Source organism: Klebsiella sp. PCX (assembly GCF_021869705.1).
In the GTDB taxonomy this organism is placed as follows: Bacteria; Pseudomonadota; Gammaproteobacteria; order Enterobacterales; family Enterobacteriaceae; genus Klebsiella; species Klebsiella quasipneumoniae.
In genome coordinates this window covers 2,233,083-2,257,687 of sequence record NZ_CP091527.1, presented here as the reverse complement: position 1 = coordinate 2,257,687, position 24,605 = coordinate 2,233,083, and the positions used below count along the sequence as shown (strand labels likewise).

Here is a 24,605-nt window from a genome sequence, read left to right as displayed (position 1 = left end):
ACAATATGAGGGGATACTTAAACAGGAGGTTTTATGAGCAGAATGATTCTTGTCCCCATCGATATCTCTGATAAAGAATTTACTGAACGCATTATCAGTCACGTTGAATCGGAAGCGCGGATTGACGACGCTGAGGTCCATTTCCTCTCCGTTATCCCTTCCCTGCCTTATTATGCCTCACTGGGAATGGCCTATACCGCCGAACTGCCTGGTATGGATGAGCTGCGTGAAGGAACGGAAACGCAGCTTAAAGAACTCGCGAAACAGTTCTCTATCCCGGAAGATCGGAAACATTTTCACGTTGCCGAAGGATCGCCAAAAGATAAGATCCTGGCCCTCGCCAAGTCGCTACCCGCCGACCTGGTGATCATTGCTTCGCACCGGCCGGATATTACCACCTATCTGCTGGGCTCCAACGCCGCCGCGGTGGTCCGCCACGCCGAGTGCTCGGTGCTGGTCGTTCGCTAACGCCTCAGCCCGCCGCCCGGCGGGCTTTTTATTTTTACTTCTGCCCCTGCCCGCAGCGGAAAGTGCCGGAAAGATGCTGACATTCCGCCCCTGAATCCGTACCATACACGCCACGGTTGTCTGTCAGACCTCATTAATTGCTACGCGCCAGCGCCACGTTGTCCAGCGGCTGGCAGAACGCGTGCTCTTCTGATGCCACACTATGAATTGAGCCACTATTACATGCTGCAAAATCAAGAAATCAGTAAAAATGTACAACACCAATAAGTTGTGCCCCCTCCAACCAACTGAATTTATTTTATATTTACATACAGCCAGCCCCCACAGCGCCGGCCGCTGGTCCTGGTACCTGAATCCCCCCGGGAATGGATGAGGCAGGCTATTCGAGGAAAAGAGGTGAATGAGATAATTGCAGATGGTGCGGTACCTGCTGATCATTTCACATGGCACCCCGTTTTCCGAGCGGTGGACAACGTTAGGAATCAGGGGGCGTAATTGATTGAGGCTATTAAAATCCAATAACCTGATAATACCCGCACTATGCTGAAAGCAGACCTTGGTGTTCTGCTTGCCTTTTGCTTCGGGAATGCCCTCAAAGCGCATAAGTTAAGGAAGTTGCTCAGGCTCCGAGGACATCTTTAGGGCTGGTTGATAAAAAATCAAAATTGTGAGCTACTTTCATCGATAATAAATTCAACGTAATAAAAAACCGCCGGCGCGAGTTTCAATCAGAAGTCATCTATTATCACGTTAAGATAGTTAAGATAACGCAACTGTACCGATCAGCTACTCTTTGAAACCAGGCTTGCCATTCCTGGCCCGCCATTCTTTCACTTCCTTAACAACCCTTTCCGGACTATCCTCTCGGCCCTTTGGAGGATAGAAAATTACATCAGAACCATCAGGGTGTTCAGTGATACGTTCAAACTCTAAAACATTTTGCACATCTTCATCTTCGGTTGTATTATCCGGATTAAATATCTTTTTCACAAAAGCTAAAAACTCAGATTCGGTGTAATCAGAAATGCTTTTTTTATTGTCCATCATTTACCACCATTGCTTAGTGAACTTCGACATGGCTTTTTGTGCATCATAACTCGCCAGTTCTCAATACCATACACATCACCGGTATTTTAATAGCTTTTGCGTGTTCTAATTCATGTTTAAGCCTTCCCCCGACATGCTCATTTTACGAATGAACGACCATGTTTCTTACTTGATACCCCCTAAGCTAGCTTGTCAAACCGCTCAGTTAGCTCAGTGGTATCAGAAACCGCCTTCCTGAAAGCTCTCCGAATGAATGAAAGTTCGAAAACTCACAGCCACGAAATTTTTCAGCAATCACACTGGGAACAGGAGAGCCTAACTCGTCTCCAGTTTTTTTTCAGCCAACCATGACTAACCTGCTCCCCTTAACCAGTGATTTTGCCAGGTAAATCTCTAGAGCTTGCCAACATAACATCACTTGGCTCGACTCCCATTGCAAGAGCATCAGGCTGCTAGATCTCTCAGTACACAAAATCCAGGTAGGCTAGCAGTATTTACGGTTGAGATGGACGAAATCTTATTGTTCCACGCGCAATGCCTGGCTTTCCGGGCTCATACTTGCATTTTCTCATTGCTGATCTTGTTTCTCTAAAAAAGATCTCAGCACCAGTTGTCTCAACAGAAGTTACTTCCCCTTTTTCATTTACTGAGGCAGCGTAATTTACAGTGCCACTAATCCGATTAGCCATGGCAGAAACTGGATAATAAGGATTAGGGCAACTTATCCGCACAGGCACAACTTCTTCTTTATTTTCTGCAGCAAGTGCCAAGTTTGATATAAGAACAGCGCAAACCAGAAGTAATGTTTTTTTCATAACCGATACCAATTGTTGTTTTCCTTATGTCTATAGATCTCTAATACGCCTTTTTCATGCAACGCCGGAGAATGCGGCTCCACTTCTACATCCCCGCTGGTATGGAGGGGATTATATATCACAGCCGGGTTAGCTGCGCGCTTTGCGTTCTGCGGGGGATTGAGGCATCGCCATTCTTCCGCAGGGCTACTCCTTCCCTATAACGCTTCCATTCACCTATATTCCATTAAAAAATGAGGAGTTTCGACTTATCATTTAGGGTCAAGTAAAGTAAACACCTCTCTTACAGCCAGATTTCCAATCTTATGTGAGACCCAAAACCCGGCACTGATTGCCGGGTATTTTATTGCTTCCCAGGTGCTTTTACGGTTTCTCACGCCCGGCACATCTCCGGCGAGTTACCTCTCACCAGCGCCTCAGCAAAAGGCCTCGGTATGGCATTAGCAGCAGGAAACCGGACGATACAATTGCTCGGCCCTGCCCTGGACGCGCTCAAAGCGCAGCATGAACTGACAGCTGGACATCCGGTCGCCACTATCACGTTTCACCACAGGGAATACGGCTCAAGCGAGGAACAGAATTTGCGACTTGTTTTCATGCCGCGGAGACGGAAAGGCGAGCAAAAACCCTGCTACTCGCACAGCAGCATAGGCAGCAGATGGGAAGCTGCAGTAAAACGCGCTGGCATTCGCCGCAGGAATCCGTACCATACGCGGCATACTTTTGCCTGCTGGCTCCTGACGGCTGGCGCAAACCCGTCTTTTATAGCCAATCAGATGGGGCATGAAAACGCGCAAATGGTGTACGACGTTTATAGTACATGGATAGAAGAAATGAACGGCGACCAGGTTTCTATGTTGAATTCCCGGCTTGGGCTTTAACACGTTTTGCCCCCTATATGCCCCTTTAAGATTTTGAGAATGTTAATAATGCAAGAAAATCAAGAACTTACAAAGAAAGAGAAATACAACATCGATAAGATGCAGAAACGTCTGCGCCGCAACGTCGGTGAGGCGATCGCCGACTTCAATATGATTGAAGAGGGCGACCGCATTATGGTTTGTCTGTCAGGCGGCAAGGACAGCTATACCATGCTGGAGATCCTGCGTAACCTGCAGAAAAGCGCGCCCATCTCCTTCTCGCTGGTGGCGGTGAATCTCGACCAGAAACAGCCTGGGTTCCCGGAGCATATTCTGCCGGCGTATCTTGAGCAGCTGGGCGTTGAATATAAGATTGTTGAAGAGAACACCTACGGCATCGTCAAAGAGAAGATCCCGGAAGGGAAAACCACCTGCTCGCTGTGCTCTCGCCTGCGTCGCGGCATTCTCTACCGTACCGCCACCGAACTTGGCGCCACCAAGATTGCCCTCGGCCATCATCGCGACGACATCCTGCAGACGCTGTTCCTGAATATGTTCTACGGCGGCAAAATGAAAGGAATGCCGCCGAAGCTGATGAGCGACGACGGCAAACACATCGTTATCCGCCCGCTGGCCTACTGCCGCGAAAAGGACATCGAGCGCTTCTCCCAGGCCAAGGGCTTCCCGATCATTCCTTGCAACCTGTGCGGTTCGCAGCCTAACCTGCAGCGCCAGGTGATCGCCGATATGCTTCGCGACTGGGATAAGCGTTATCCGGGACGCATTGAAACCATGTTTAGCGCAATGCAGAACGTGGTGCCTTCGCACTTGAGCGACGTTAATCTGTTTGATTTTAAAGGCATCACCCACGGCTCCGAGGTGGTGGACGGTGGCGATTTAGCGTTTGACAGGGAAGAGATTCCCCTGCAGCCTGCCGGCTGGCAGCCGGAGGAAGAGGACGCCCGGTTGGATGAGCTGCGTCTGAACGTAGTGGAAGTGAAGTAACCCGCAAGCGTCTCAGGCCGCCGCCTGAGACGCGCTATGCTGCCCTTACTTCAGCAGTCGTACGCGGCAGGCTTTGCCTTTGATCTTGCCGTTTTGTAACTGCTTATACGCCTTCTGCGCCATATTCTGGCGGATCGCCACATAGACGTGGGCCGGGTGGACGTTAATTTTGCCGATATCGGCGCCATCAAATCCCATATCACCGGTCAACGCCCCCAGCACATCCCCCGGGCGCATTTTCGCCTTTTTTCCGCCGTCGATGCACAGCGTCGCCATCTCCGCCGTCAGCGGCGTGATAGCGTTACCCGCCGGCGCCGGCAGCCAGTTGAGGGATAACTGCAGCATGTCGGCCAGAATGGTGGCGCGCTGCGCCTCTTCCGGCGCGCAGAAGCTGATAGCCAGACCTTGTTCGCCGGCGCGGGCGGTACGGCCGATGCGGTGCACATGCACTTCCGGATCCCAGGCCAGCTCGAAGTTCACCACCAGCGCGAGAGATTTGATGTCCAGGCCGCGGGCAGCGACATCGGTCGCCACCAGAACCCGGACGCTGCCGTTCGCGAAGCGCACCAGCGTTTGATCGCGGTCGCGCTGCTCGAGGTCACCGTGCAGCGATAATGCGCTCTGCCCGGCGGCGTTGAGCGCATCGCAGACCGCCTGGCAATCGCGCTTGGTATTGCAGAACACCACGCAGGACGCCGGCTGATGCTGGCTGAGCAGACGCTGGAGCAGCGCAATCTTGCCGTGGCGGGAAACTTCAAAGAACTGCTGTTCGATAGCCGGTAACGCATCGACGCTGTCAATCTCAATCGTTTCCGGATGACGCTGCACCCGGCCGCTGATCGCCGCGATTGCCGCAGGCCAGGTGGCGGAAAACAGCAGCGTCTGCCGGTCAGCCGGCGCGAAGCGGATCACCTCGTCGATGGCGTCGCTGAAGCCCATGTCGAGCATGCGGTCCGCTTCATCCATCACCAGGGTCTGCAGCGCGTCGAGAGAGACCGTCCCCTTCTGCAGATGATCGAGCAGACGGCCCGGAGTGGCGACGATAATATGCGGGGCGTGCTGCAGTGAATCGCGCTGGACGCCAAACGGCTGCCCGCCGCAGAGCATCAAAATCTTGATGTTCGGCAGGCAGCGCGCCAGACGGCGCAGCTCGCCGGCAACCTGATCGGCCAGTTCGCGGGTCGGACACAGCACCAGCGACTGGGTCTCAAAGCGCGACGGATCGATATGCTGCAACAGACCCAGCCCGAAGGCGGCCGTTTTTCCGCTGCCGGTTTTTGCCTGCACGCGCACATCTTTCCCCGCGAGGATCGCCGGCAGGGCGGCGGCCTGAACCGGCGTCATCGACAGATAACCCAGCTCGTTAAGGTTGGCTAATTGGGCGGCAGGTAAAACAGTCAGGGTAGAAAAAGCGGTCACAATGTATTCTCGTATTAAAGGACAGACGATCTGCAGGCGCGTATCCTCGCAGATCTCCGCGCCTGATGCGACAATTTAATCGGCTCTTCATCAGGCGGCGGATCGGGCTGCGGCTGCGGACGCGGTCGTGGATCGGGTAAAGGAACCGGATCGTTCGGCTCGGGCGAGATGGGGATAGACTGGGCTGTCAGCCCTGAAGCGTAATGCATAGTGGCCTCCCGGAAAGTGATACGGGCGTACCCGCAGGCGTAAACGGCCTGAAGACCGTCGGGTGTCTTAGTAAGCGTAGAAGCTGGTCAGGAGAGCGCAAAAAAAAAGCCGACTCAACAAAGTCGGCGTCGTACGAATCAATTGTGCTATGCAGTAATTCAAAAAAGGAAGTAAGACAATATGGAGCGCAACGCCCATCGCTTGACGTTGCATTCACCTGCGAGAGAGATATTGCCCTGAATGGGTAGAGGGTTTATTGATTTCGCTCAAACATTGCCGGGTTTTCCCGGCATCGTCGCTGCTAAAAGGCGATTCTTTACAACCATTTACTGCGATGTAACCACCATGCAACACCACCGATGACAACGACTAACATCAGGCAGAAGAGGCTAAACCCCAGATGCCAGCTGTTGCCAGGGATCCCGCCGAGGTTGACGCCGAACAGGCCAGTTAAAAAGGTGCTGGGCAGAAACACCATCGCCATCAAGGACATCGTATAGGTCCGCCGCGCCAGCGACTCCTGCATAATCTGGGCGATCTCATCGCTCATGATCGCCGTGCGGGCGATGCAGCTGTCGATCTCATCCAGCCCGCGCCCCAGCCGCTCGGCGATATCCTGCATCCGCCGCCGCTGATCGTCGCTCATCCACGGCAGGCGCTCGCTGGCCAGCCGGGCGTAAACATCGCGCTGCGGCGCCATATACCGGCGCATCACGATCAGCTGTTTACGCAGCAGGGCAAGGAAACCGCGCGGCGGCACCTGCTGATCGAGCAGGTCGTCTTCGAGGTCGATTATTCGGTCGTGCAGTTGTTCAATAAACTCACTGGCATGATCGGTCAGCGCGTCGCAGACTTCCACCAGCCAGCTGCCGCAGTCCGTCGGCCCATTGCCCTCCTTCAGGTCACCCAGCACATCGTCGAGCGCCAGCACTTTGCGCTGACGAGTGGAGACGATCAGCCGCTCATCCATATAGAGACGCATCGCCACCAGCTGGTCTGGGCGTTCATCGGTGCTGCCGTTGATGCAGCGCAGGGTGATCAACGCCCCGTCGCCGATCCGCGTTACCCGCGGTCGGGTGCTCTCGCCCGCCAGGGCATCGCGCACGTTATTAGGCAGTAGCGGGGTGGCAGCCAGCCAGTCGGCGCTGTCGCTATGGGTATAGTTGAGATGCAGCCAGCAGGGCTTCTCTTTGTCGATAATATCGTTATCGGCGAGCGGCTTCACGCCCCCCTGCCCGTCGAGCACCCACGCGAAGATCGCGTCCGGTATCTGCAACTCCGAGCCTTTAATCGCGTCCACTCAACCTCCGTTAATCCATGCCTGTCACATTGCACGCACTCTGTATAAGGTACGCGAAAGCGCGCTTTTTCGCTGTTTATTGCCCGGTGAAAGGGGCTAATCGCTTCATTAAAAAGCGCTTTCCCCCGGGCCGCGCCCACCTTCCTCATTTAACGTTAAAGTGTAGTGAAATCAAGTTCTTCAGGTTTTGCGCGCCTCAGTGCGACTTTTTGCGGTTTATTTTGCGACTTTATGCTGTATTATGCCGCTTATTGCGTCAACTTGCGGAGTCTCTCGTCATGCATAAGCTCGCCCGACAAAAACACATCCTCGACCGGCTGAGTGAAACCGGTCAGCTGAGCATCAGCGAACTGGTTGATGCGCTGCAGGTGTCGGCCGATACCATACGCCGGGATCTCAGCGAGCTGGAAAACCAGGGCGTACTGCAGAAAAGCCACGGCGGCGCCATCGCGCTTAACGTCCCGGCGATGACGCGCCAGGGAAGAAACGCCCTGCTCCCCGGAACCAAGCAGCGTCTCGGCCAGCAGGTCGCCGCGCGCATCCCCTCCGGCTCGACGCTGTTTCTCGACGCCGGCAGCACACTGCTGGCCGTCGCTAGCCAGCTGAAAGGCCCCATGACCGTGATCACCGCTTCGCTGGATATCGCCCAGCTGTTTAGCGACCGCGCCGATATCCAGCTCATCCTGCTTGGCGGCCAGTGGGACAGTGAGCAGCGGCTGTTCGCCGGCAGCGCCACGCTGTCGCTGGTGGCGCGCTACCGCGCCGATATCGCGATTCTCGGCGCCTGCGCGTTGCATGCCGAACTGGGCCTGAGCGCCAGCCAGGAGGCCGATGCCGACGTAAAACGCGCCATGCTCGCCGCCAGCGCGGAACACTGGCTGGTGGCGGACCATACCAAAGTCAACCATTGCGAACCCTGGCTGGTGGCCGGTCTCAGCGACATTCACCATCTTTTCCTCGATCGTCCCTGGCCTGAGCTGGGGGATGACCCTGCCCTCTCTGTACATATTGCTGACGCTTAACAACGCGGAGAACCTGATGAGTAACAACACGATAAATATCGCCCTGATTGGCTATGGCTTCGTCGGTAAGACCTTCCACGCGCCGCTTATCCGTTCGGTGCCGGGCCTGAACCTGGCCTTCGTCGCCTCGCGCGATGAAGAGAAAGTCAAACGCGACCTGCCGGACGTCACGGTGATCGCCTCCCCGGAAGCGGCGGTCCAGCATCCGGATGTCGATCTGGTGGTCATCGCCTCCCCCAACGCCACGCACGCGCCGCTGGCCCGCCTGGCGCTGAACGCCGGCAAGCATGTGGTGGTGGACAAACCCTTTACCCTTGATATGCAGGAGGCCCGGGAGCTGATCGCCCTGGCGCAGGAGAAACAGCGCCTGCTCTCCGTCTTCCATAACCGCCGCTGGGACAGCGACTATCTCGGGATCCGTCAGGTTATTGAGCAGGGCACCATCGGCACGGTGAAACATTTTGAGTCCCATTTCGACCGTTTCCGCCCGGAAGTCCGCGTCCGCTGGCGCGAGCAGAACGTTCCCGGCAGCGGCTTATGGTTCGATCTGGGGCCGCACCTGATCGATCAGGCGCTGCAGCTGTTTGGTCTGCCGCAGTCGGTACAGGGCAACATTGCCACCCTGCGCGACGGCGCGGAGATCAACGACTGGGCGCACGTGGTGTTAAACTACCCGGCGCATAAAGCGATCCTCCACTGCAGCATGCTGGTCGCGGGGGGCTCCTCGCGCTTTACCGTACATGGCGATAAAGGCAGCGTTGTCAAAGCGCGGGCCGACCAGCAGGAGAGCCAGCTGCTGGCGGGTGTGGTACCGGGGAGCGCCGGCTGGGGTCAGGATGATGACAAGCTGGTGATCTATGACGCCTCGCTGCAGGCCCAAACTCAGCCTACCCCGTCGGGCGATCAGCGCCAGTACTATATGCAGATCCGCGACGCGCTGAAGGGCCAGATCGCCAATCCGGTGCCGCCGGTTGAAGCGCTGGCGGTAATGGCCGTTCTGGAAGCGGCGGTGCGTTCCGCGGAAAGCGGCGTGGCGCAAACCCTCGACCTGACCGCCGACGAGCGCAACGCGCTGCGCTAAGCCTGTCGCTACTCCGGTTATCTGCGCGGCCCGCAGGTAACCGGGTCACCGCCCTGACTCCAGAAATAATCACTGCCTGTCAGCAGATTATCCTTTCTTTATCCTGCCTTTTTGCGTAAAGCACCGCTGGAAATTTCAGCCAATTGGGAGGAGGATAGAGAACAGATCGATCGTGATGAGAAAAAGGTTGCTGACGCTGTGGACGCGGTGACCGCAATACCGGACAGGAGAAGCTCATGTACTACACGTTAGGAGATACCACTCTCCATTTTTATCGCTATCAGTGCAAATTTTACGTCGCCCACTGGGAAGGAGGGAACGTGATGGACGAAAAATTTAAACCGTTTATCGAGCAGATCACTGAGAAGACCGGGCTGGACGCGAAGCGCGTCGAGACCGCCGCGCGCGATTATTTTACTAACGTGGATTAACAGGCAGCCTGTTGCTGTATACCAAAGGCCAGGCCGACGCGCCTGCCGTTGATGTTTCCCCTTCCGCCGCCAGGGCCCTCGTTGTCGCTGGCGGCTTTTCTTCCTGCCGGCGCTAAACGGTGGTCAGTTTTGCAAGGATCGCAGCGAAGGTGTCGCTGACGTTATCGCCGGCGAGCATTTTTTTGTGCAAGGTGATACTTCTGCCTGTCGACGGGATGAGCAGCCGGACTTTCGCATCATGACTGCCGCGCTCAGCGAGAACTACATCGCGCAAAGGAATAATGTAGGTGTCGGCATAGAGACCCGGCGTAAATATCATCGACTCGCCGCTGACGCCAATCACCACCCGATTCTGCAGACGATAGCCGTTGCACAACGCCAGAATACCGGCGGCAATAAATACGCCGCCAATACCCATGCCAATCATTAAGATAATTATCCCGGCGATGAGCGCCAGCGCTCCCTGCGGATAAAAAGCGGATGCATTAAAGGTTAATAGCTGGTGATTATCGTCGCGGCTCATCGCCCCGGTTGTTGAGCGCCACGGGGTAAAACCGGCGTTAATCCGCGTTTGAAAGCTGAACAGGCTGCCGACCAGAAAGATCATACTGATGGGGATCATCACGATACCGCCAATAAAGGCCAGCACAATGGCCAGATAAGGATAGCGGCCAGACAGCATAATGCTGAGCGCCTGAACCACCACGGCGATAAACAGGGCAAGAACCAGCCAGGACCACATGCTGTCCACCCGACTATGGAAATTCAGTTGTCCTTCATCGAGTAATAAATTACGCGCGACAAAACAGATAATAATATTGACGAACAGGCCAATCCAGGCCAGCTTGTGCACATGCTTCATACCCTACTCCATTATGTATTTTACCATTCCATTTCCAGGCATTATAAAATAAAGACTTAATGCCGGCTGGATAGTAGCAAAGCGGTACACAAGATCAATAAAAAGCGCGCGGTCACCTCACATTCTCATTTATATTCAGCGTGATATTGTTAGTTATCATTTATCGTAATTATATAAACCATCCTATATATTGGCGCTATATGTTTTCAGCGCAATAATATCGCCCTGCCGCCTGACAGGGCGTCGCAGATTAACGCTCCTCCAGCGCCGCCACCGGCTCCGGCGCGCTTTTCCTGCGCAGCAGATAGCCTGCGGCAAGGATCAGCAGCCATACCGGGATCAGGCAGACGGAGATGCGGATGTCCGGGGTCAGATACATCACCCCGAGGATCCCGGCGAGAAACAGCAGACACAGCCAGTTTGTCAGGGGATAGCCGAAACTCTGGAAAGCCGTTACCTTCCCGGCCCGCTGCATGGCGCGGCGGAACTTAAGATGAGTGATGCAGATCATCGCCCAGTTGATGACCAGGGCGGCCACCACCAGGGCCATCAGCAGGGCAAAGGCTTTCCCGGGCATCACATAGTTAATCACCACGCAAAGCGCCGTGGCGACGGCGGATACCGCCAGGGCGGTCAATGGGATCCCGCGGTGGTTCACTCGCAGCAGCGCACGCGGGGCGTTGCCCTGCTGAGCCAGGCCGAACAGCATCCGGCTGTTGCAGTAGACGCAGCTGTTGTAGACCGACAGCGCGGCGGTGAGCACCACCAGATTGAGGGCGTTGGCCACAATATTGCTGTCAATGGCGTGAAAGATCAGCACAAAAGGGCTTCCCCCTTCCACGACGTTCCGCCACGGGTAGAGTGACAGCAGGACCGCCAGCGACCCCACGTAAAACAGCAGAATCCGGTAGATCACCTGGTTGGTGGCTTTGGGAATGGTTTTATGCGGCTCATCGGCTTCCGCCGCGGTGATCCCCACCAGCTCAAGCCCGCCGAAGGAGAACATGATCACCGCCATAGCCATCACCAAGCCCGTGATGCCGTTAGGGAAAAATCCCCCGTCCTGCCATAGGTTGGCCACCGTCGCCGCCGGGCCGCCGTGACCGCTAAATAACAGATAGCAGCCAAAGGCGATCATGCTGATGATGGCGGCCACTTTGACAATCGAGAACCAGAACTCCAGCTCGCCATACACTTTGACGTGCGTCAGGTTGATGGCATTGATCGCCACGAAGAAGATCGCCGCCGATAGCCAGGTGGGTACCTCCGGCCACCAGTACTGAATATAGATCCCCACCGCCGTCAGCTCCGCCATGCTTACCAGCACGTACAACACCCAGTAATTCCAGCCTGACATAAACCCGGCGAAGGGCCCCCAGTAGCGGTTGGCGAAATGGCTGAACGAACCCGCCACCGGCTCCTCTACCACCATTTCGCCTAGCTGACGCATGATAAAGAAGGCGATAACCCCGGCGATGGCGTACCCCAGCAGGACCGAAGGGCCTGCCATACGGATCGTTTGCGCAATACCTAAAAACAGTCCAGTGCCGACCGCCCCCCCGAGGGCAATCAACTGGATGTGGCGGTTTTTTAACCCGCGTTTTAACTGATGCTCTTGCTGCGTTGTCATCTCTGACCTGCCCCTGTCTGTAAAAAGTCACTTTCGCCGATAGCAACTTTCAGGCCAGCGGATCGCCGCGCAGCGGCAGACAAAAAGTAATTCATTGAATTATATTGAATTATTGTTTTCGCATCAGTTCCGGTAGCTGCTCATCGCGGCGCTGACCTGGCGCATCACACGCGAAAAATGGCCAGATTACGCACAGATCATGAGAAAAAGAGCGACTTAATGCATGAACCTGACCCGTTTTGGTGCATCCGCTTTGCCGCCGTCCGCCCAGGCTTCACGCCAGGCAAAAAACTGTTAGGCTGTTAGCCACTTTTACGTTCCGCTAGTGGCCACTATGTACAACATCGACGACTATGATCTGAAAATTCTTACCCTGCTGCAGGCCAATGGCCGTTTAACCAATCAGGAACTGAGCGAGCTTATCGGACTGTCCGCTTCCCAGTGTTCGCGCCGCCGTATCGCCCTTGAACAGGCGCAGCTTATCCTCGGCTACCATGCGCGTCTGGCGCCGGATGCCGCCGGGCAGGAGATGCTTGGCCTGATTGAGGTGCGTCTGCTGAATCACACCCCGCAATGCGTGGAGAGCTTTCATCAGATGCTCAGTGAAGTGGACGCCATTCTGGACGCCTGGAAAACCACCGGCGACGCCGATTATCTGCTGCGGGTAACGGTCCCGGACCTGCCCGGTCTGAGCCATTTGATCAGCCATATTCTGGCGCAAAACAAAGGGGTGGCCCATCTGAAAACTGCCGTTGTGCTCAACCGCCTGAAAGAGAACGGCCAGCTGATGCCGGGCACGACCCCGCTGCGCTGAACCGGGGCACAGTGCCCTGCGCTGGTGCAGACGCGGGGCCAGACAATGCGCGACAAGCGGCAAATTCGCACAATTCACGCATTAGGCAACCATAAAACGCACGACACGTGCAATCTTCTCTTCCTGTCAGAACAACAGGTTAGGCTTTACCACGGCTGTTTTTTCCGCAAACGATCGCCCGGGCACGCTCCTCTGGTGCGATTTTTGCAAACAAGCGCTTATCCTTGTTAACGAAAAGATAGTGCTTATTTATGGATAACGTCCTTTCCCCTGAAAAACTGACTCACACCTGGCTGGAGGATGCCCTGGCGCTGCTGTTCGGCACGCTAATGATCTCCTTTGGTATTATCCTGTTTCGTCAGGCCGGTGCCCTGACCGGCGGGACGGCAGGCATGGCCTTTCTGATCCACTACGCCACCCACCTGCCGTTCGGCGTGGTTTTCTTCGCCATTAATCTGCCCTTCTACTGGCTCTCCGTCCGGCGGATGGGCGCCGCCTTCACGCTGAAAACCTTCTGCGCGGTCGGACTGGTGTCGCTGTTCTCCGACCTGCACGGCTACTTTATCCATGTCGATCGCCTGAACCCCTATTACGCCACCCTCTTCGGCAACATCATGGTCGGTATCGGCTTTGTGGTGCTGTTCCGCCATAAAGCGAGCCTCGGCGGCGTCAATATTCTGGCCCTCTATCTGCAGGATAAAAGCGGCATCCGCGCCGGTAAATTCCAGATGGTGGTGGACGCCTGCATCGTCACCGCCTCGCTGTGGGTGGTTAGCCTGCCGATGCTGCTGGTCTCTGTCCTCGGCGCCGTGATTTTGAATTCGATTATCGCCATGAACCACCGCCCCGGACGCTATGCGGTGTAATGGCTTCACCTTTAACGGTCATTTCAGGAGTAACCACTGTGTTCCAGAACGTCGACGCCTACGCGGGCGATCCTATCCTGTCGCTGATGGAAGCCTTTCAACAGGATCCCCGGGCAGACAAAGTTAACCTCAGCATCGGGCTGTACTATAACGAGCAGGCCATCATTCCTCAGCTGGAGGCGGTCCGCCAGGCCGCTGACCGGCTGCAGAGCCAGTTGCAAAAGGCCAGCCTCTATCTGCCGATGGAGGGACTGGCGCCCTATCGCCGCGCGGTCCAGACGCTGCTGTTTGGCGAACATCATCCGGCGTTGCGTGCCGGACGCATCGCCACCATCCAGACGCTGGGCGGCTCCGGCGCGCTGAAGGTGGGCGCGGATTTTCTCAAGCGCTACTTCCCCGACTCCGCGGTCTGGGTCAGCGATCCGACCTGGGAGAACCATGTGGCCATCTTTGCCGGGGCGGGCTTCGAGGTGCATACCTATCCCTGGTTCGACAGCGCCACTCGCGGGGTCAATTTCCCCGCCATGCTTGCCGCCCTCCAGCAGCTCCCGCCGCGCAGCATCGTGCTGCTCCATCCTTGCTGCCATAATCCGACGGGGGCCGATCTCACCCCCGAGCAGTGGGATCGGGTGATTGAGGTGTTGATCGCCCGGGAGCTGATCCCGTTCCTCGATATTGCCTACCAGGGCTTTGGCCGTGGGCTGGATGAAGATGCCTATGCCATCCGCGCCATCGCCAGCGCCGGGCTGACGGCGCTGGTCAGCAACTCGTTCTCGAAGATTTTTTCGCTGTACGGCGAGCGTGTCGGCGGCCTGTCTGTGGTCTGTGACAATGCCGATGCCGCCGGGCGCGTGCTGGGCCAGTTGAAAGCCACCGTGCGCCGCAACTACTCCAGCCCGCCGGGGTTTGGCGCCCAGGTGGTGTCGCAGGTGCTCAACGATCCCGAGCTGAATGCCCTGTGGCAGGAAGAAGTGGAGGCCATGCGCACCCGCATCAGCGCCATGCGCGTCGCGCTGGTGAAATCCCTGCAGACAGCCCTGCCGGCGGAGGATTTTTCCTATCTGCTGACCCAGCGCGGCATGTTCAGTTACACCGGCTTTAGCGCCGATCAGGTAGACATTCTGCGCGAAGAGCACGGCATCTATCTGATCGCCAGCGGTCGGGTCTGTGTGGCCGGGCTCAACCACGGCAATATTGCACGGGTAGCCAGCGCCTTCGCCGCGGTCTGCGCAAGCTAGCCGGGGCAACCCCGGCGCGGATTAGCGGTTATTCGCGACGCAGCCAGCGAGCCAGGCGGGTACCCAGCGTCTGGATAAGCTGGACAATAACAATCAGCACCAGGGCGGTGGTGAGGGTGGCAAAGGCGTCGAAGCGCTGATAGCCGTAGGTGATCGCCAGATCGCCGATCCCGCCGCCGCCCACCGTTCCCGCCATGGCGGTCGCGCCAAGCAGACCGATGGTCGCGGTGGTAAGGGCCAGAATCAGCGACGCCGCCGCCTCCGGCAGCATAAAGTGCCAGACGGTCTGCAGAGGGGTAGCGCCCATGGCGTCTGCGGCCTCAAGGATCCCCTCATCCACCTCCAGCAGCGAGCTCTCCACCAGCCGGGCAATATAGGGGGCGACAAAAACGATCAGCGGCACGATGGCCCCCGCGGTGCCGATAGTCGTGCCCACCAGCAGCCTGGTGAAGGGCAGGATCACAATCAGCAAAATGATAAACGGCAGCGAGCGCAGCACGTTAATCAGCGGATTCAGCGCCTGATGCACCACCGGGTTGGCCACGATGCCGCCGGGACGACAAACCACCAGCACAATTCCCAGCGGGACGCCGATCAGCGCGCCAAAGCCCAGTGAGATGGCGACCATAATCAGGGTATCATGCAGCGCCAGCAGAAACTGCTCGCCGGTAATGGCGGTATCAATCAGATCAAACATGGGTGATTTTCACTCCTGCGTCGGCCAGATGGGTGATAGCGCGTTCGGTTTCGTCAGGCTCGCCGAGGAGTTGCACAATCATAAATCCCAGTATCCGGCCCTGAACTTCGGACATGCTGGCAAACAGGATATTCACCTCGACAGCATACTCGCGGATCAGGTGGTTAATGATCGGCTGCCGGGCCGTCGCGCCGATAAATTCGAGGCGTAAAGCCCGGGCGCCGTTATCGCGCTGCAGGAGCGACGCCACCCGCTGCGGCAGGCGATCGTGCACCACCGACTGCACGAAACTGGCGGTGACCGGATGCTGCGGCTGGGCAAAGAGATCGAACACCGTCCCCTGCTCAACAATGCGCCCGGCCTGCATCACCGCCACCTTGTGACAGATTTTCTGGATCACTGACATTTCATGAGTAATCAGTACAATGGTGATGCCATAGCGGCGATTAATCTCCTGCAGCAGCAGTAAGATCTGTACCGTGGTGTGGGGGTCGAGCGCCGAGGTGGCTTCATCGCACAGCAGCACCGACGGGTTGGTGGCCAACGCCCGGGCGATACCGACCCGCTGCTTTTGCCCTCCCGACAGCTCATTAGGGTAGCTGTGCATTTTGTCGCTCAGGTCGACAAACGCCAGCAGCTCCGCAACCCGCGCCTGGATAAAGGCCTTGTCGCGGCCCTGCAAAATAAGCGGGATAGCGATGTTATGAAATACCGTTTTCGAATTCAGCAGATTAAAATTCTGAAAGATCATGCCGATATCTTTTTTGATCGCCTGCAGTCGCTGGCCGCTGCAGTCCTGTAGCGGCTCACCATTCAACACCACCTCGCCCTCGCCCGGCGTTTCCAGCCGATTAATCAGCCGCAATAAGGTGCTTTTTCCTGCGCCGCTGTAGCCAATAATGCCGAAAATATCGCCCCGGTCGATACTGAGATTAATATCCTGCAGGGCCAGAACCGGATGCCCTTTTCTGGAAAAGGTTTTACTGACATGGCGAAATTCTATCATCGCGTTATTCATTTTAAATAATCAGGCAGCAGGTAACCATCATACTGCGGATGGCTGAGAATATATTTTTTGAAATCGGCAGAGTGATAGCCGTCGATAATATCTTTGGCAAACTGCGCCTTCTGATTTTTACCGGCAACGGTTACGACGTTAATAAAATGGCTGGTGGCGGCCTCCAGCTTTAATGCCGAGGTGAGCGCCATGCCGCTGGAGACGGCGAAATTGCCCTGAATCAGGCCATAGTCGACGTCCGGCAGCGCGCGAACCTGCTGGGCATTGTCCATCTCCTTAAGCACGATTTTATAGGGGTTAGCAACGATATTGCGCTGGGAAAAGGTGGCGGGATCGCTGTCCGGTTTAATCTTCACCCAGCCCAGACTTTCCAGCACCAGCACCGCGCGATATTCGTTCGACGGCTGGTTTGGCACCGACACCACCGTGCCGGCTGCCGGGGTGCCCAGGGTGGTCAGTTTGCCGCCATACAGGCCCATCGGCGGTGTGGGTACCTGCACAATGCCCACGTTATCGGTCCCCAGCCGCTCATTGATCGCTTTCAGGTATACCGGATGCTGCATAATATTCGCTTCGATATCGCCGCGGGCTACCGCGTCATTGACCTGAATACCGTCGCTAAAATCTTTATATTCGATTTTATACCCTTTACTCAATAAATAGGGGGCGACCCCTTTTTCAAATTGCTCTTTATACGGCCCGGGATTGAAGCCGATACGAATAATTTGATCTGCGGTGGCGTAAAAAGAGGTAGCGGATAACAGGGCGAGCGTCATCCCGAGCGCAACTGACTTGTTCATAAGGTATTTTCCTGGAAGGTTGGCGATATTGAGCGATTAAATCACAGCCGCAAGAGGGTTGTAAGCCAGAACGCCGGATTTCCTTTTGCTTATTCCTCATAACCTTTTGCCATCCCGACATATCCTAAAAATAATCATCCTTTGCAGATATTGTTATTTAGCCAGGCGCCATAAATCCCTTAAAGATGGCAGATTATTGATGACGTAAACCGGGAAAATTATGCCTGATTTTGCTGCTTCACCGCTGGTGGACGCCCTGGAAGAGAATCTGTTCAGCCTGCTGGAAAACCTGGCCGCGGAGGTCAACACCGACATGCTGCCGTTGATCGACCTCTCCAGCGGCAGTCCGGATCAACCCACCCCGCCGGAAGTGATTGACGCGCTGCAGAGCGCCATTCATCGTCGTGAAAACCATGGCTACCCCTCATTCTGGGGCAAGCCGCAGGTCCGCGAAGCGATCGCCCATTTTTATCGTCGCCAGTATGATGTGGAATTCGATCCGCACAGCGAAGTCGCGGTATTTCAGGGCTCGCATATCGGTATTGGCGGCATCCCGCGGGCGCTGCTCCGTCCCGGGCAATACCTCATCTCCACCGATCCCTGCTATCCCATTTATCGCTCAGCGGCGCTGCAGTCCCAGGCGACGTTTTATGGCCTGCCGCTCAGGGCTGAGAACCATTTCCTGCCGGATTTTAACGACCTTCCCCGGGAGGTGGCTGACAAGGCCGGGCTGGTGGTGCTTAACTATCCGCATAACCCCACCGGCGCCCTCGCCACGCCGGCGCTGTTCGCCAGCGCCCTGCAGTTTGCCCACCGTCACCAGGTGCCGATCCTGCACGATTTTGCCTATGCGGCCATCGGCAGCGCGGCCAGTGACGCGCCGCTGAGCCTTTTCTCTCAGCCCGGCGCGAAGGCGTGGGGAGTGGAAACCTACACCTTCTCCAAGACCTTTAATATGGCCGGCTGGCGCTTCGGCTTCGCGGTCGGCAACGCCTCGATTATTCGGGCATTTAAAAAGCTGCACACCCACAGCTACAGCACGGTGTTTGGCGCGATTCAGGATGCGGCGATCGCCGCGCTCAGCCTGCCGGCAGAACGGATTGCGCAGCTGACGGCGGCGTATCATCAGCGCCGGGAGTGGGTTCTGCGTCGACTGGCCGCGCTGCGCTGGCCGGTTCGTACCGCACAAGGCACGTTCTTCCTCTGGCTGAGCGTGCCGCCCGGGTACCGTTCACAAGAGTTTGCCCGCCTGCTGCTGCAGGAGGCGCATATTCTGGTGGCGCCAGGCACTGGTTTTGGCGAAGGGGGCGAAGGGTTTATCCGCATCAGTCTGACGGCTGGGGACGACGCGCTGAGCAACGCGCTGGACCGTCTCGCCCGGCTGGCGCTGTTTTAGCGCCCGCCTCGCGGGGCCGTTACACCTTCAGGTAGCCCGCCATGCGTTGAATACGCGCGGCGGAATAGTCATAGCAGGCGCTGGCGGGTTTACCCAGTACGCGATATTTGGCGCCATTGTAAAAGGCGGTCTTATTCTCCTCTTCCAGAAAGCGCCGGGAGACGGTGTCGCTGAAAATACGGTCGCCATCCGACTGCGGCTGATAGCGGCTATATTTGACGCTCTCCCACGCCACGCCGATCGGCTTATGATCATAGCCGGTCATACAGAACAGCCGGTTGGAGGCCAGCAGATCGGCCTCGATGGTTTTAAATTCCGCCGCCGTAGCGGCGCAGGTCATGCTTAACAGGCAGGCCGAAGCCCATCGGTAAATTGTCATTATTCAGGCGATCCCAGAGTGTTTCCTCCATTGTAAGCGGCTGAAAATTCTGGATGTTCGCTTTTACCTATCGTTGTGCGTGAAAACCGCTTAAAATTTTACAATCGTACTCCTCGTGAGTTGTCTTAACGACCTGTAGGCCCTCCCTGCGCAGGTCGTCACGCCGGGCCAAACACCGAGACGCCGGCGCAGAGGAGGTATCGCCTTTAACGATTAAACGCCCAGCTGGCCCCGCTGGTCAGCGCCCGCTCGAAGGCGGGACGGCCGGGGCCCGCCAGCCAGCCGGCGAAGGTGTGCAGCTGCGGATGCAGCTGGCGCAGGGCGTCGAGGTCGGCGTGCCCGGCCAGCCGCCCGTCGTCCACCAGCCCGGTCAGCTTGTGCAGAAAAGGGCTGGCGGCCAGCACCTCATCGGAAAATCGCGAATAGGGGATCGGCCGTCCCGCCGCCGCGGAGAATAACGCCTCCAGTTGACGGCCGGTCACGCTGTCGCTGGCGATCTCGAACGTCTTGCCGGCAAACCGCGCTGGCGCGGCAAAAACTGCCGCGACTAGATGGCCGATATCCTCCACCGCCAGCACCTGCATCCTCCCCTCTGGCAGCATAAAAAAGTGAAAATGACCTTCATCAAGGCCAAAACCGGGCATCACCAACAGCTCCATAAAGGTGGCGGGACGCACGATGGTCGCCGCCAGCGGCAGGCGGCGGATATGCCGTTCAATTTCCGCTTTGGTGTCATAATGCGCTACGCCGGTGGGCGTCTCCCCCGCCGCGCTGCCGGAGCTGTACACCAGATGCTTCACCCCGCACTCGACGGCGAGGTCGGCGATGGTTATCCCGTAGCGTACCTCCTGCTCATCGGTCACCGTCCCTCCCGGCGAACTGGGCTGGACGCTGAAGACGCCGTCGACCCCGGCCATCGCCGCCCGCATTGTCGCCCGGTCTTCAAAGGTGCCCACGACCAGCTCGGCTCCCCGCGCCGCCAGCGCGACGGCCCCGGCGGAGAAAGGATCCCTGACCAGCGCTCGTACCCGCCAGCCGCGGTGCAGCAGCGCCCCCGCCACCGAGCCGCCCTGCTGACCGGTGGCGCCAAAAACCAACACGCTTTGCGTATTATTCATCACTGTTTCCCCTTATCTGCAGCTTGTTGCCCGGCCTCTCGCCAGCGATAGTCACCTTGCTTATCCTCCTCCAGCCAGCCGCAGGAAGACCCGGCAAAATGCCCGGTGAACCATTGAGCATGATGGCTGGCTCCCCACGCCATCATCTCCCGTCGGGAGGCTTCCGCCTGCCGGGGATCGCCGCAGAACGCCGAGTTCCAGTGCGGATGGGTAAACTGGCGCGGGGAATGAAGAAGATCGCCGGAGAAACAGGCGTAATCATCTCCGGCGGCGAGGATCAGCGCGGCATGGTCCGGACTGTGGCCGGGGGTGGGCACAAAGGCGATCCGCCCGCCGACCTGCGGCCTGGCCGCCACATCCACGGTCTCCAGCTGGCCGGCCTCGATCACCGGCAGCAGGCTGTCGAGCCACAGCGCCCGGTAGCGTTCGCTGTTCTTCACCCGCGTCAGCTCTTTTGCCGAACACAGATAGCGCGCGTTGGGAAACAGCGGCGCCCAGCGATCGTCCTGCCAGACGGTATTCCATCCGACATGGTCAGTATGCAGGTGAGTCAGTAGTACCAGGGTCACCTCCTCCGGGTTCACTCCTGCGGCGCGGAGATTCTCCAGATAGGGCGTGTTAAGTTGATGATAGAGCGGATTGCCGCCGCGCTCCCGACCGTTGCCGGTGGCGGTATCGATAACAATCAGATCGTGGGGAGTCTGTACCACCCAGCTGTGGATCGACAGCGCGATTGGCTGATTATCGGCGTCCGCCTCCGTCGCAGGGAACGCTGCGGGATAGAGCGCCGCCGGCTGCAGGCTAATCTCGCGCTCCGGAACTTTGAATATCAGGCTGTCGCCTGTCTGGTAAGTTTGCATCACTCCCTCCGCGCGCATTGCGCTGGTTGATTTATCGGGGTGATATTCACTATGCTGCCGGGATAACCCACATTCAAATTGATTATCATAATGAAGAAAATCATTGAAAATGATTTTAGTCGTATCGATCTGAATCTGTTGACGGTCTTGATGGTGCTGTACCGCGAAGCCAGCGTCACCCGCACCGCAGAGGCGCTGCATCTTGGCCAGCCGGCCATCAGCGGGGCACTGAAACGGCTGCGCGAGATGTTTGACGATCCACTGTTCGTGCGCAGCGCCAGAGGCATGCTGCCGACGCCGCGGGCGCAAGCGCTGATGACCGAGCTGCAGCCGCTGATGGAACACCTGCATTCGGCAATGTTTGGCGCCGGGGAGTTTTCCCCCGCCAGCGCCCAGCAGCTTTTCCGCGTCGGCCTCAGCGACTGGAGCGAACACTGGCTGATGCCCCAGCTGTTACCCGGACTGATGCAGGAGGCGCCCGGGGTGTCGCTCCAGACACTAGCCGCCGACCCCTTCCAGGTACGCCAGCTGTTGGAGGAGGATCGCATTGATGTCGCGCTATCCCTCAACAAACAGAGCCGCGGGGAGATCGTCAGTGAACCGGTGATGAGCATGGGGGTGACCACTCTCTGGTCGCCACAGCAGATCCCCTGCCGCGGGCCGTTGTCGGTGAGCGACTTTGTCGCCTGGGAACATGTGATGGTGGCCTATCGCGAAACCGGCCACGGGGAAATAGACCGCCAGCTCGCCAGTCAGGGACTCGCGCGGCGCGTGCGCTTTGCTACGCAGAATTTCTCCACCTTTCCCATGCTGCTGACCACCCTGCCGCTCTTCGCCACCGTCCCCCAGGGGCTGGCGCAGCGCTGGCAGGAGCAGTATGCCCTGCGCGGGGACGCCCCGCCGGTGGCCTACCCGGAATTTACCCTGTGTATACTGCGTCACAAACGCCGGGCGCAGGATCCGGCGCTGAACTGGCTGATAGCGAGGATAAAACAGGCCATGCGCGGACCATAGCGGGAGCGAATGCCACCGACATCAGGCCTCGCTGAGCGGGGGTTGCAGAACGCGTCTGCCCCAGTCATAAAACGCGCGTACCGCCGGCGGCAGATAGCGGTTTTGCGGATAGACCAGCGACAGGGGAAGATCAGAAGCGGCCTGCTCCAGACAGGCGACCAGCGCGCCGCTCTGCAGATAAGGTTGCGCCAGATAGCTGGCGATGCGGATCAGGCCCAGCCCCTGAACGCCGGCCTGGATATAGGCATCGGTATCGTCGACCACCAGCGTCTCCTGCATGCGGATCGCGCAATCGCGGTCATCGAGGGAGAAAAGCCAGTCGATGGTCCGCCCGGTACGGTGGTTCAGGTAGCCCACCGCCCGGTGCTGGTGCAGTTCGTCGATGCTCTGCGGCCGGCCGTGGGCCGCGAGCCAGGCCGGCGAGGCGAGGACCATCCAGCGGTAGCGGGCCAGAGGACGCGCCACCAGGGTGGTGGAATCTTCGATTTGTCCGCTACGGATCACGCAGTCGAATCCCTCCTGGATAATATCTTCCACGTTGTCGCTTGAGCAGAGGATCAACTCCAGGTCAGGATACTGCTGCAGAAACTCGCCGATCCTTGGCAATACGCAGTGCCGGGCAAGAGATTGCGGCATCCCCACCTTGAACCGCCCGGCGGGCTGGGCCGAGCGGCCGGGAAAGGAGGCTTCCATCGCCGCCATCTCGGCCAGCAGCCGTTTACACTCCGCGTAATACCGGCGTCCCTCGGCCGTCACGCTGAGCTTGCGGGTGGTGCGCTGAAGAAGCTGCGCCCCCAGCCAGGCTTCCAGCTCCTTCACTACCCGCGACACCGTTGAGCGCGGCTGCCCCAGCACCTCCGCCGCCCGGGCGAAGCTGTGGGCATCCACAACCGCAACATACAACTGCATGGCATCCAGTCTGTCCATTTCGTTCTCCACTGGCGGTTATTATCCCATTAAGACGAACAGTCTAACCCGAAATCCTGTTCTTATCGAATGATGCCCACCCCCCTACACTGAGCCTGTAGCCAGTCAATACAAGGCTTAACTGAGTAAGGAGTTAAAATGAAATCTGATAATCTTAACCACGAGGAAAAGGCATTGGTGCTGGGAGCGGGACAACTGGGCGCCGCCGTACTGGATGCGCTGGTACCTGCGGTGATCCAGCGCCATGGCGCGGTCTCGGTTATCGTCTCGCCGGCGGCCTGGGATGAAGCCGGCCAGCTGCGGTCGGCAAACCACCGGGCGCTGGCCGACGCCGGGGCCACCTTTCTCGCCGTCGACATTGCCGGTAGCGACATGGAGACGCTGGCTGGTCAGTTTAGCGGATTCACCACCGTGATTAACTGCATGGGGTTTGTCGCCGGTCCGGGGACGCAGCTAAAAATTACCCGCGCGGTGCTGGCCGCCGGAGTGCCCCGCTATTTTCCCTGGCAGTTTGGCGTCAATTACGATGTGGTCGGCAAAGGCAGCGGCCAGCCGGTGTGGGACGAGCAGTATGATGTCCGGACCCTGCTGCGCGCGCAGCAGGCCACGGAGTGGGTCATTGTCTCCACCGGCATGTTTACCAGCTTTCTCTTCGAGCCAGACTTCGATGTGGTGAATTTATCCACCCGAACCCTTCACGCCCTTGGCGGCTGGGACACCCAGGTGACCGTCACCTCGCCGGCGGATATCGGCCGCCTGACCACCGCGATTTATCTGCATCAGCCGCGGATCGTCAACGAGGTGGTGTTTGTTGCCGGCGAAACGACCTCTTACCGCCAGCTGGCGGAAACTGTGGAACGCGTGACGCAGCAGACGTTCAGCAAAGCCGTTCACACCCTGCCCACCCTGCTGGACCAGCTGCGGACGGACCCGGATAACGCCATGCTGCGCTATCGCGCTGCCTTCGCCCGGGGGGATGGCGTGTGGTGGCCGATGGGCGACACCTGGAATGCCCGCCACGCGCTACCGACCCAGGACATTGCCGGCTGGCTGCAGGCCGCGCGCTGATTTTCTCTCACAGGACAGAATGACGATGAACAAGTTGCTTCCACTGATCGTATTGAGTTGTCTGCTGCCGCTGGCGGTCAACGCCAGAACCATCACCGCCACCGGCGATACCCTGGACAACGCGGAGAGCAAAATTCGCCAGCAGGCCGCCCGCGAGGGCGCAACCGCCTATCGGATCATTGAGGCGCGAATGGGCAACAAAGTGCATATTACGGCGACACTCGACAACTGAACCACCGCTACCCGGCTCAGGGAGGAGC

Annotated in this window: 26 protein-coding genes and 2 pseudogenes; 14 read left to right on the top strand and 14 right to left on the bottom strand. The window is 57.8% G+C overall.

Going from position 1 to position 24,605, the window contains the following annotated elements; genetic code table 11:
* The first annotated feature begins 33 nt into the window (after window positions 1-33).
* Together uspF and GQR96_RS10630 are read left to right on the top strand one after the other, a co-directional pair.
* A complete protein-coding gene (gene uspF / locus GQR96_RS10635) occupies window positions 34-468 on the top strand; it encodes a universal stress protein UspF (protein ID WP_017898748.1) in 435 nt (144 codons plus the stop codon).
* 327 nt (window positions 469-795) lie between these two features.
* Window positions 796-963 (top strand): annotated as a pseudogene (locus GQR96_RS10630) (SOS response-associated peptidase); the annotation flags it as partial.
* A gap of 291 nt (window positions 964-1,254) precedes the next feature.
* On the opposite strand, the gene GQR96_RS10625 reads toward GQR96_RS10630, so the two are convergent.
* Together GQR96_RS10625 and GQR96_RS10620 are read right to left on the bottom strand one after the other, a co-directional pair.
* Window positions 1,255-1,512: a bacteriocin immunity protein gene (locus tag GQR96_RS10625; protein WP_025999099.1), complete on the bottom strand. Its 258-nt coding sequence runs from the start codon at window positions 1,510-1,512 to the stop codon at window positions 1,255-1,257.
* A 497-nt stretch (window positions 1,513-2,009) separates the two neighbouring features.
* Window positions 2,010-2,330, bottom strand: coding sequence for a TonB family protein (locus GQR96_RS10620; RefSeq protein ID WP_071996700.1), 321 nt, complete (start codon window positions 2,328-2,330; stop codon window positions 2,010-2,012).
* 446 nt (window positions 2,331-2,776) lie between these two features.
* On the opposite strand from GQR96_RS10620, the pseudogene GQR96_RS10615 reads away from it, so the two are divergent.
* Both GQR96_RS10615 and ttcA read left to right on the top strand, forming a co-directional pair.
* Window positions 2,777-3,211: pseudogene (locus tag GQR96_RS10615) on the top strand (tyrosine-type recombinase/integrase); the annotation flags it as partial.
* A gap of 48 nt (window positions 3,212-3,259) precedes the next feature.
* Window positions 3,260-4,195: a tRNA 2-thiocytidine(32) synthetase TtcA gene (ttcA, locus tag GQR96_RS10610; RefSeq protein ID WP_043522055.1), complete on the top strand. Its 936-nt coding sequence runs from the start codon at window positions 3,260-3,262 to the stop codon at window positions 4,193-4,195.
* 45 nt (window positions 4,196-4,240) lie between these two features.
* Here the strand turns inward: ttcA and dbpA are convergent, their stop codons facing one another.
* The 3 genes from dbpA to zntB all read right to left on the bottom strand — a co-directional run bounded on the left by dbpA (window position 4,241) and on the right by zntB (window position 7,124).
* A complete protein-coding gene (gene dbpA, locus GQR96_RS10605; protein ID WP_048323963.1) occupies window positions 4,241-5,614 on the bottom strand; it encodes an ATP-dependent RNA helicase DbpA in 1,374 nt (457 codons plus the stop codon).
* Between the two features lie 14 nt (window positions 5,615-5,628).
* On the bottom strand, window positions 5,629-5,823 hold the full coding sequence (locus GQR96_RS24780; RefSeq protein WP_071592553.1) for a proline-rich small protein YnaL: 195 nt from the start codon (window positions 5,821-5,823) through the stop codon (window positions 5,629-5,631).
* 317 nt (window positions 5,824-6,140) lie between these two features.
* On the bottom strand, window positions 6,141-7,124 hold the full coding sequence (gene zntB / locus GQR96_RS10600; RefSeq protein ID WP_004203984.1) for a zinc transporter ZntB: 984 nt from the start codon (window positions 7,122-7,124) through the stop codon (window positions 6,141-6,143).
* Window positions 7,125-7,402: 278 nt separating this feature from the next.
* On the opposite strand from zntB, the gene GQR96_RS10595 reads away from it, so the two are divergent.
* The 3 genes from GQR96_RS10595 to GQR96_RS10585 all read left to right on the top strand — a co-directional run bounded on the left by GQR96_RS10595 (window position 7,403) and on the right by GQR96_RS10585 (window position 9,658).
* The gene (locus GQR96_RS10595) at window positions 7,403-8,146 is read left to right on the top strand and encodes a DeoR/GlpR family DNA-binding transcription regulator (protein WP_053810500.1); all 744 of its coding nucleotides are present in this window, start codon (window positions 7,403-7,405) and stop codon (window positions 8,144-8,146) included.
* Window positions 8,109-9,227, top strand: coding sequence for an oxidoreductase (locus GQR96_RS10590; RefSeq protein WP_069135587.1), 1,119 nt, complete (start codon window positions 8,109-8,111; stop codon window positions 9,225-9,227). The genes GQR96_RS10595 and GQR96_RS10590 overlap by 38 nt, the downstream gene beginning before the upstream one ends.
* 236 nt (window positions 9,228-9,463) lie before the next feature.
* The gene (locus GQR96_RS10585) at window positions 9,464-9,658 is read left to right on the top strand and encodes a hypothetical protein (RefSeq protein WP_004203980.1); all 195 of its coding nucleotides are present in this window, start codon (window positions 9,464-9,466) and stop codon (window positions 9,656-9,658) included.
* A gap of 112 nt (window positions 9,659-9,770) precedes the next feature.
* On the opposite strand, the gene GQR96_RS10580 is transcribed toward GQR96_RS10585, so the two are convergent.
* Window positions 9,771-10,520: a hypothetical protein gene (locus tag GQR96_RS10580; protein WP_069135586.1), complete on the bottom strand. Its 750-nt coding sequence runs from the start codon at window positions 10,518-10,520 to the stop codon at window positions 9,771-9,773.
* Between the two features lie 250 nt (window positions 10,521-10,770).
* Window positions 10,771-12,150: an amino acid permease gene (locus GQR96_RS10575; RefSeq protein ID WP_062913870.1), complete on the bottom strand. Its 1,380-nt coding sequence runs from the start codon at window positions 12,148-12,150 to the stop codon at window positions 10,771-10,773.
* Window positions 12,151-12,484: 334 nt separating this feature from the next.
* Here GQR96_RS10575 and GQR96_RS10570 point away from each other — a divergent pair, with 334 nt between their 5' ends.
* The 3 genes from GQR96_RS10570 (at window position 12,485) to GQR96_RS10560 (ending at window position 15,068) form a co-directional block, all read left to right on the top strand.
* Window positions 12,485-12,964 (top strand): Lrp/AsnC family transcriptional regulator, encoded by a 480-nt coding sequence (locus GQR96_RS10570; protein ID WP_002902405.1) that lies wholly within the window; start codon window positions 12,485-12,487, stop codon window positions 12,962-12,964.
* Between the two features lie 251 nt (window positions 12,965-13,215).
* Window positions 13,216-13,830, top strand: coding sequence for a YitT family protein (locus GQR96_RS10565; RefSeq protein WP_004176405.1), 615 nt, complete (start codon window positions 13,216-13,218; stop codon window positions 13,828-13,830).
* A 38-nt stretch (window positions 13,831-13,868) separates the two neighbouring features.
* Window positions 13,869-15,068 (top strand): amino acid aminotransferase, encoded by a 1,200-nt coding sequence (locus tag GQR96_RS10560; protein ID WP_049245562.1) that lies wholly within the window; start codon window positions 13,869-13,871, stop codon window positions 15,066-15,068.
* A gap of 28 nt (window positions 15,069-15,096) precedes the next feature.
* On the opposite strand, the gene GQR96_RS10555 is transcribed toward GQR96_RS10560, so the two are convergent.
* The 3 genes from GQR96_RS10555 to GQR96_RS10545 are packed head-to-tail and all read right to left on the bottom strand — an operon-like array spanning window position 15,097 to window position 17,583.
* Window positions 15,097-15,765: a methionine ABC transporter permease gene (locus GQR96_RS10555; RefSeq protein ID WP_069135585.1), complete on the bottom strand. Its 669-nt coding sequence runs from the start codon at window positions 15,763-15,765 to the stop codon at window positions 15,097-15,099.
* A complete protein-coding gene (locus GQR96_RS10550) occupies window positions 15,758-16,771 on the bottom strand; it encodes a methionine ABC transporter ATP-binding protein (protein ID WP_004203973.1) in 1,014 nt (337 codons plus the stop codon). Before GQR96_RS10550 ends, GQR96_RS10555 begins: the two co-directional genes overlap by 8 nt.
* An 8-nt stretch (window positions 16,772-16,779) precedes the next feature.
* Window positions 16,780-17,583, bottom strand: coding sequence for a MetQ/NlpA family ABC transporter substrate-binding protein (locus GQR96_RS10545; RefSeq protein ID WP_004203972.1), 804 nt, complete (start codon window positions 17,581-17,583; stop codon window positions 16,780-16,782).
* Between the two features lie 220 nt (window positions 17,584-17,803).
* Here GQR96_RS10545 and GQR96_RS10540 point away from each other — a divergent pair, with 220 nt between their 5' ends.
* Entirely contained in the window at window positions 17,804-18,979 is a 1,176-nt protein-coding gene (locus GQR96_RS10540) for an aminotransferase class I/II-fold pyridoxal phosphate-dependent enzyme (protein WP_069734195.1), read from the top strand.
* Window positions 18,980-18,998: 19 nt separating this feature from the next.
* On the opposite strand, the gene GQR96_RS10535 is transcribed toward GQR96_RS10540, so the two are convergent.
* The 3 genes from GQR96_RS10535 to GQR96_RS10525 form a co-directional block, all read right to left on the bottom strand.
* A complete protein-coding gene (locus GQR96_RS10535; protein ID WP_048294633.1) occupies window positions 18,999-19,358 on the bottom strand; it encodes a hypothetical protein in 360 nt (119 codons plus the stop codon).
* 206 nt (window positions 19,359-19,564) lie between these two features.
* Window positions 19,565-20,476, bottom strand: coding sequence for an NmrA/HSCARG family protein (locus GQR96_RS10530; protein WP_069734196.1), 912 nt, complete (start codon window positions 20,474-20,476; stop codon window positions 19,565-19,567).
* Window positions 20,476-21,339, bottom strand: coding sequence for an MBL fold metallo-hydrolase (locus GQR96_RS10525; RefSeq protein WP_074384555.1), 864 nt, complete (start codon window positions 21,337-21,339; stop codon window positions 20,476-20,478). The genes GQR96_RS10530 and GQR96_RS10525 overlap by 1 nt, the downstream gene beginning before the upstream one ends.
* Window positions 21,340-21,426: 87 nt before the next feature.
* Between GQR96_RS10525 and GQR96_RS10520 the strand changes: the two genes are divergently transcribed.
* Window positions 21,427-22,350 (top strand): LysR family transcriptional regulator, encoded by a 924-nt coding sequence (locus GQR96_RS10520; protein WP_069734198.1) that lies wholly within the window; start codon window positions 21,427-21,429, stop codon window positions 22,348-22,350.
* 21 nt (window positions 22,351-22,371) lie between these two features.
* Here GQR96_RS10520 and GQR96_RS10515 read toward each other — a convergent pair whose 3' ends face one another.
* Window positions 22,372-23,277 (bottom strand): LysR family transcriptional regulator, encoded by a 906-nt coding sequence (locus GQR96_RS10515; protein WP_065904052.1) that lies wholly within the window; start codon window positions 23,275-23,277, stop codon window positions 22,372-22,374.
* 138 nt (window positions 23,278-23,415) lie between these two features.
* Between GQR96_RS10515 and GQR96_RS10510 the strand changes: the two genes are divergently transcribed.
* Window positions 23,416-24,345, top strand: a complete 930-nt coding sequence (locus tag GQR96_RS10510) for an aromatic alcohol reductase (RefSeq protein ID WP_017898764.1) — start codon at window positions 23,416-23,418, stop codon at window positions 24,343-24,345.
* Between the two features lie 25 nt (window positions 24,346-24,370).
* Window positions 24,371-24,577, top strand: coding sequence for a YdgH/BhsA/McbA family protein (locus GQR96_RS10505; protein ID WP_017898765.1), 207 nt, complete (start codon window positions 24,371-24,373; stop codon window positions 24,575-24,577).
* Window positions 24,578-24,605 lie beyond the last annotated feature (28 nt).

Excerpts from the sequence above, each read along its gene's own strand:
- GQR96_RS24780 (WP_071592553.1), bottom strand. The coding sequence starts at position 5,823 with ATGCATTACGCTTCAGGGCTGACAGCCCAGTCTATCCCCATCTCGCCC.
- GQR96_RS10515 (WP_065904052.1), bottom strand. The coding sequence starts at position 23,277 with ATGGACAGACTGGATGCCATGCAGTTGTATGTTGCGGTTGTGGATGCC.
- GQR96_RS10565 (WP_004176405.1), top strand. The coding sequence starts at position 13,216 with ATGGATAACGTCCTTTCCCCTGAAAAACTGACTCACACCTGGCTGGAG.
- GQR96_RS10580 (WP_069135586.1), bottom strand. The coding sequence starts at position 10,520 with ATGAAGCATGTGCACAAGCTGGCCTGGATTGGCCTGTTCGTCAATATT.
- GQR96_RS10545 (WP_004203972.1), bottom strand. The coding sequence starts at position 17,583 with ATGAACAAGTCAGTTGCGCTCGGGATGACGCTCGCCCTGTTATCCGCT.
- GQR96_RS10555 (WP_069135585.1), bottom strand. The coding sequence starts at position 15,765 with ATGTTTGATCTGATTGATACCGCCATTACCGGCGAGCAGTTTCTGCTG.
- ttcA (WP_043522055.1), top strand. The coding sequence starts at position 3,260 with ATGCAAGAAAATCAAGAACTTACAAAGAAAGAGAAATACAACATCGAT.
- GQR96_RS10575 (WP_062913870.1), bottom strand. The coding sequence starts at position 12,150 with ATGACAACGCAGCAAGAGCATCAGTTAAAACGCGGGTTAAAAAACCGC.
- GQR96_RS10595 (WP_053810500.1), top strand. The coding sequence starts at position 7,403 with ATGCATAAGCTCGCCCGACAAAAACACATCCTCGACCGGCTGAGTGAA.
- GQR96_RS10620 (WP_071996700.1), bottom strand. The coding sequence starts at position 2,330 with ATGAAAAAAACATTACTTCTGGTTTGCGCTGTTCTTATATCAAACTTG.
- GQR96_RS10535 (WP_048294633.1), bottom strand. The coding sequence starts at position 19,358 with ATGACAATTTACCGATGGGCTTCGGCCTGCCTGTTAAGCATGACCTGC.
- GQR96_RS10550 (WP_004203973.1), bottom strand. The coding sequence starts at position 16,771 with ATGATAGAATTTCGCCATGTCAGTAAAACCTTTTCCAGAAAAGGGCAT.
- GQR96_RS10510 (WP_017898764.1), top strand. The coding sequence starts at position 23,416 with ATGAAATCTGATAATCTTAACCACGAGGAAAAGGCATTGGTGCTGGGA.
- GQR96_RS10540 (WP_069734195.1), top strand. The coding sequence starts at position 17,804 with ATGCCTGATTTTGCTGCTTCACCGCTGGTGGACGCCCTGGAAGAGAAT.
- GQR96_RS10625 (WP_025999099.1), bottom strand. The coding sequence starts at position 1,512 with ATGGACAATAAAAAAAGCATTTCTGATTACACCGAATCTGAGTTTTTA.
- GQR96_RS10585 (WP_004203980.1), top strand. The coding sequence starts at position 9,464 with ATGTACTACACGTTAGGAGATACCACTCTCCATTTTTATCGCTATCAG.
- GQR96_RS10505 (WP_017898765.1), top strand. The coding sequence starts at position 24,371 with ATGAACAAGTTGCTTCCACTGATCGTATTGAGTTGTCTGCTGCCGCTG.
- GQR96_RS10530 (WP_069734196.1), bottom strand. The coding sequence starts at position 20,476 with ATGAATAATACGCAAAGCGTGTTGGTTTTTGGCGCCACCGGTCAGCAG.
- GQR96_RS10520 (WP_069734198.1), top strand. The coding sequence starts at position 21,427 with ATGAAGAAAATCATTGAAAATGATTTTAGTCGTATCGATCTGAATCTG.
- uspF (WP_017898748.1), top strand. The coding sequence starts at position 34 with ATGAGCAGAATGATTCTTGTCCCCATCGATATCTCTGATAAAGAATTT.
- GQR96_RS10570 (WP_002902405.1), top strand. The coding sequence starts at position 12,485 with ATGTACAACATCGACGACTATGATCTGAAAATTCTTACCCTGCTGCAG.
- GQR96_RS10590 (WP_069135587.1), top strand. The coding sequence starts at position 8,109 with ATGACCCTGCCCTCTCTGTACATATTGCTGACGCTTAACAACGCGGAG.